Raw genomic sequence first — 5,694 nt, 5'->3', positions numbered from 1 at the left:
GCATTAACACGCCGGGGTTGGCTTGAGGGGCGACAGGGCGGTTGTCGGGAATATATTCATCCACTACCAGATGCGCATTGGCGCCGCCAAAGCCAAAGCTCGAGATGCCTATACGGATCGCTGACTGCCGGTCCGCGAGGGGCTGTATCTGCCTTGTGGCCAGTCGCAGGCTGGTCTCGTCGACTTTTGCGCTGGTTCGGTAGTCGGGCTGAGGTGGAATCCCTTTGTGACGCAAGATCATCAGCGCCTTGGCGAGCGAAGCGCCTCCAGCGGCGGCCAGTGGGTGGCCAATGACGGACTTGATCGAACCGATGGTGATTTTTTTGCCGTCTGTGCAATGGGGGGCGAAGAAGCTGTTCAGCGAGTCCAGCTCTGTCGCATCACCCAGCGGAGTACCGGTGCCATGGGTTTCGATGTAGTCCACGTCATTGGGATCAAGACCGATATAGGCACGCTGGTAAGCCGTGTACTGGGCCTGTTTGCCAGGCGCAAACACTGAACCTTCGGCGCCATCGGCGGACATTCCCAATGCCCGTAAAACGCCCAGGGGGCGGCGCTGCGCAATCAGGGCCTGCGATACAGGTTCGACCAAAAAGGCGACTGCACATTCGCCCGGCACAATACCGTCAGCGTCCTGACCGAATGCCTGCATTTGGGCCCGGGCGGAAAAGGCGGTCAACTGCGAGAACCCCAGAAACAGTGCCGGTGGCAGCACGGTGTTCAGAGCCATGACAATCGCGTTATCCGCCTGTCCGCTATTGACCAGGGCCTGAGCCATGTCGATTGCATAGGGGAACGAACTACAGGCGGTGTCGACCGATAACGCCGGGCCACCGAAGGCAAAAGCCGCCGCCAGTTCAGCCACTTGTTCACCCGGCGTGTAGCCCTGTGGTGCTTCGGTTTTTCCGGACATGCCGGTGACGAAATAACTCTCGTCACTCCAGGATGTTGCGACCACCAATGCGGTGCGTTCCTTGATCAGAGTCGAGCCTTGTCCGGCAAGCTGGGCGAGGAGTGTCTGCAGTACTTTCTTACCGATGGCGACCTGCCGTCCTTCATGCCGTGAAGGGGTTGATGCGTCATCGGTCAGGCAAAAAGCGCTGTCCAGGTAAACGCGATCCTTTTCACCTGCCTTTGCTGAATAGATTGACGCCTTATCCAGTTCCCAGCGTGTCAGCATCGAATTGATAGGTGCTATCTGTCCTTGCGTCAGCAAATGCCAAAGCGCATCCGTTGACGGTGCCCCGGGAAACTCGCCGGCCATTGCGCTGAAGCAAAAGTCGCCCTCTGTTGTTACCGCGCCATTCATACCCTGTCTCCTGATTGCCAAAATGCTGGGTGATCTGTCCGATCACCCGGATTCCATGCCATTTTTTACAGCGGCTCAGTGCTTCAGCTCAGTCGTGCCAGAAGCGACAAGGCGTCCTGCGGCGTACGACGCGACATCAGTGCTTCACCGGCAAACTCGCTGGCAGAGCACTGTTGCGCCATTGATTGGCAGAGTGCTTCTCGGGCAAAACCGTTGAGCCCCAACTGTGCAAAGGGCGTCTCAATGTCGATCGACTGTGGCGCGTCCGGGATCAGGGGTGACAGGGAGTTGAAAAGCAGGTTGCTTGCCTGCCCTTGGTCGTCCGTTGTGGCAGGTGCTTGCACTTCGGTAGCGGGTGTTGATGTCGACTCGGGGGCGGCCAGGGCGGCTTTAATCAGGGCGATTGTTGCCTGCGGATACTTGGCGTTGGCCAGCTCAGTGCTGTTGGCCTTGAGTTGCGGCCACAATGCGACGACCGACTCCAGGAAGTCCAGCTGCACGAGGGAGTCCAGGCCCAGGCTTTCATAGCTTTGTTTTTGGTCGATCTGGTCAACCGTAAAACCGGTGATATTCGCCAGTTGTTCCAGTACCCATGCTTCGACATCCACGGCAGGTGCCTGCGGATCGGCTTCAAGCCGCGCCAGCAAGGCGGTAGGAGTGGGGGCATCAAAGAGCTGCGAGGTGAGCTCTTTCTTTTCCGGGAAGTGCTGGGCCAGGGATTCGAAAATATCGACCATGCCGAGAGAGTCGATACCCAGGCTTTCGAAACTTTGATCGAAGTCGATTTGTTCTTTTTTGAATCCTGTGACCGTACTTATTTCGGCGCGCAGCCATTGCCCGTAGTTGAGTGCGGGTGTTTGTTCCGCAATAGGTGTCGATTCCAGTATTACCGGGTTCGAGTGTACGGGCTCCAGCACCGCAAGGTTTTTATTGACGGGGGCTTCAATCCCATTGGCATAAACGCCCTCGAGGACTTGTTGATGAGCATTGAAGTAGTGCGCAGTGACGGATTCGGCCTGCTCCAGCAAACGCATCAATATTGATTCTTTTGCGATATTGGACTCGCACAGTGAATCAATGATTTTTTCTGAAAGAGAAAAATAGCTGTTGGCTATTTTTCCATTGGACACGATGAATTCCTGCACAACATCGTTGAGTTGGAAGCGCATGAGGTTCTCCTAACCAAAGTCGGTATATGTTTTCTACAAACAAGAAATAAAAAGTCTTGGCCCAGGGGTGGGCCTTGTGTGAATCAATGAACCAGGTTGGCAGTAGCCATATAGCGACTTAAAGTTGGAGTTCCACTGCGTCGATCTCGGAAGATGTTGTTTTTCTGGCTCCTTTGAGCAGCCCGGATCTTACGTTCAGATAAGTGAAGAGCGTTATTGCATCGGCTCCCTGGAAAGCGATGTAGCCGTCAGGACGAATCAACATCAACGTGCCCGCTTTGGCATGGTAACGCTTGTGCAGCCGCCAATCGGGGTCCAGCAACGTCGAGTGCCAGGAAGGCATCCCAATTCATGCGCTGCTTTTTCGTCAGCGATTCCTGGATGTAATCACTCTTGCCGTAGTGGTACTGATGACCGGAAATCATCGACGGCAGTTTGCGCTGAACCTTGCGCCTGTTGCTTATCAGTGGCAGAACATTGTCGCGCAGCCAAACGAGGGCGCGATGCTTGACGGTAATGAGTCCGGTCAGTCGATGTGCCGTGTTCTCGACTTCCAGGGCCACCGGGTAACGCTCTTCGTTGTAGCTTTCCAGCAACGATGGATCAGCCAGGCCCTGATCGACATAGGCCATTTTCCACGCCAGGTTATAGGCCTCGGAAACCCCCAGGTTCATCCATTGGCCACCGATCGGGCTGCCGATATGAGCCGAGTCGCCCACCAGAAACACAGAGCCTTGCTGCAACGACTGCACGCGGCGATGTTGGAAAGAGGCGATGGTGGTCGATGAAATATTGGACAACGTCATCTTTTGCCCGCGTCCTTCGCACAACCGCTGAAAGTTCTCCAGGCTCAAGGAAGGGCGCTCACCTTCTGGTGGCAGGTTGTAGGGCATCTCGATGAAAAGTCGATAACGGGATTGAGCGCTGATCGGCGCGACCGCGACATAACCGTCCTGTGCACCCAGGAAGAAAGCGCCTTCGTCCTTGCTTCCAGACCACTCGATATCGGCATCGGCGAGCATGAAGAAGCGGTCGTAGGACGATCCTTCGAAGGTCATATCAAGACGTTTTCTGATGTTGCTGCGAGCACCGTCGCACGCGACCACCCAGCGGCTGGAAAAGGACTCGGCGCTGCCGTCCGCATGCTGAAGCGTCATCTGCACCGAGCCCGGCTGGTTTTCTATATCGACCAGCTCGGTATTCCATTCAACATCTGCTCCCAACTTGTTCAGTCGCTCAAGCAGAATCTTCTCTGTCTGCGGTTGTGGCAGGCTGAGGAGCAGGGGGTAGGTGGCGTCCAGGTAGGAGAAGTTGTAGTTCAGCACCCGTTTGGCGTTCGATTGCACCGAAAACTGGTTGATAGTGAATCCGTCGCTGATGGCCTGATCGGCAACTCCCAGATCTCGGAAAATTTCCAGGGTTCTGGAATGGATGGCCATCGCTTTGGTAGCGGTCGAGGGACCGGCATTCTTTTCAATGATGCGAAAAGAGACGCCCCACTTCTTCAGCATGATTGCCAGGGACAGGCCAATCGGGCCGGCGCCTACGATCATGACTGTCGGGGTATTACCGGGTTGGCTGAAGTGCTTGGGGGCCAAAGTGCTCAGAGTGTTCATCGGTTAGTACCAGTTTCTGTAGAAGGGAGAGTTGGCAATGCCGAGCAGGGCATCGTCACCGGATGAATCCCCGTAGGCATAAATGTAAAAGTCATCAAGGTTGCTCAGGCAGCCCTTGAGCCGTGTGACTTTCTCTCTCTCAACACAGTTGGTACCTGATATTCCTCCGGTCAGTTTGTTCTTCGCCGTCGCCAGGCGAGTGCCGCAGACATAGTCAAAACCCGCTGCCTGACCCCAGGGAATCAGGTAGTTTTCCGGCGAGTTGCTGACCAGCGCAGTGACATGCCCCATGGACTGATGCCATTGCAGCCGGCGCAGGGCCTCGGGCCTGAGCCAGAGCGGTAGCAGCTCGCTGATGAAATACTTGGCATGCTCGCGCTCTTGCTCAACGGACAGACCGCCCAGATAACAGGCAATGAATGCCAGTCGGGCTTGCATCAATGGCGTGATGCCAACGATTACACTGAGCATTTTGGGCAGCAGGGGAATGATCCTGAGCCAGAATGATCGGGTTCCCACGATATAACGCATGTAGCGCCAGAACGTATGTCTGTCGGTCAATGTGCCGTCAAAGTCAAACACGGCCAGTACCGGTTGTGTGCCATTAGCTTGCATGAATCTCTTCCTTGAGAGAGATGATCTCGATGGTTTTGGGCAACTTGAAGCCCGAGAGGTAGCGCGAGAGCAGGGTAGAGACAGCGCTCTGGGTCAGGTCGCCGCTCCCTTCAACGCACAGGTGCAGTACGTTGACCTCCTTGTTGTCCGGGACGATGTAAGCTTTCGCGCGCACTACATCCGGGTGCTTCAGGGCAATGGATTCGATTTCAGTCAGGTCGACCATTTGCGCTTTGATCTTCGAGATTCGCAGGCGTTGGCAATAGAAGAACACATGCCCGTCGTCGTCCCGCCAGACCAGATCACCCGTGTGTAGCCAACCATCACGGAAGAACCGGGCATTGGCGTCCTCTGCATCGTTATAGCCGTCAATCACCATCGAACCGCGAATCAGCAGTTCGCCAATCCGTCCGGGTGCGACATCCCGCCCTTCGGCATCGACGACCCGTAGTTCTACGCCTCTGATCGGTTGTCCCATGGCGCCGCGATGGACCTTGCCAATCGAGCTCTGGACAATCACCGGCATGCTCTCGGTCAATCCATAGCCTTGCAGCACCGGATTGCACCCCAGCAGTCTTCCCCGTTTCTCGGCTTCGTCTGCGGGTAAATGGCTGCCACCCGAATAAATCATCAGGTGAGGGTGCAACGGCAACAGCGCGCCCTTGCGTTTGGCCAGTCGTGTATTGAAGTAGCGAATGACGTCGGGAACCAGGCAGGCAAAGGTGACCTTATGCTGGGACAAGACTTCTGCCAGATCCCTGTTGAGCAGGGTGTTAGTCATTAACAGTGTGGCGCCCACGCTCAAGGGGAAAACCATCATCACCGACAGGCCGAAGATGGCATACAGCGGCAGCGTCACCAGATGAACGGAACCGACACCTTGAAGATGAAACTGCTCATGCAGGCCATCACTCGATTGCGTCAAATCAAGGTAGCGGTGAGAAACGGCCAGCGGTTTACCGATGCCCCGGTAGGTGACCTGTAC

Annotated in this window: 5 protein-coding genes; all 5 read right to left on the bottom strand. The window is 55.8% G+C overall.

Annotation, left to right across the window (positions count from 1 at the left end; all coding sequences use genetic code 11):
• Nucleotides 1–1,309, bottom strand: a 1,309-nt coding sequence (locus tag AC1DLB_RS26130; protein ID WP_477785924.1) for a beta-ketoacyl [acyl carrier protein] synthase domain-containing protein, incomplete at its 3' end; no start/stop codon positions are given.
• A gap of 83 nt (nucleotides 1,310–1,392) precedes the next feature.
• Nucleotides 1,393–2,478 carry an acyl carrier protein gene (locus AC1DLB_RS26125; protein ID WP_477744397.1) on the bottom strand — a complete coding sequence of 362 codons (1,086 nt, stop codon included), beginning with the start codon at nucleotides 2,476–2,478 and terminating at the stop codon, nucleotides 1,393–1,395.
• A gap of 248 nt (nucleotides 2,479–2,726) precedes the next feature.
• Nucleotides 2,727–4,031 (bottom strand): FAD-dependent monooxygenase, encoded by a 1,305-nt coding sequence (locus AC1DLB_RS26120; protein WP_477785925.1) that lies wholly within the window; start codon nucleotides 4,029–4,031, stop codon nucleotides 2,727–2,729.
• 66 nt (nucleotides 4,032–4,097) lie between these two features.
• A complete protein-coding gene (locus AC1DLB_RS26115; protein ID WP_018927948.1) occupies nucleotides 4,098–4,709 on the bottom strand; it encodes an HAD-IB family hydrolase in 612 nt (203 codons plus the stop codon).
• Nucleotides 4,699–5,694, bottom strand: a 996-nt coding sequence (locus tag AC1DLB_RS26110; protein WP_477785923.1) for a class I adenylate-forming enzyme family protein, incomplete at its 5' end; no start/stop codon positions are given. The genes AC1DLB_RS26110 and AC1DLB_RS26115, both read right to left, overlap by 11 nt.

Source organism: Pseudomonas sp. 05N434 (assembly GCF_056396965.1).
This window is presented reverse-complemented; position numbering and strand designations above follow the sequence as displayed.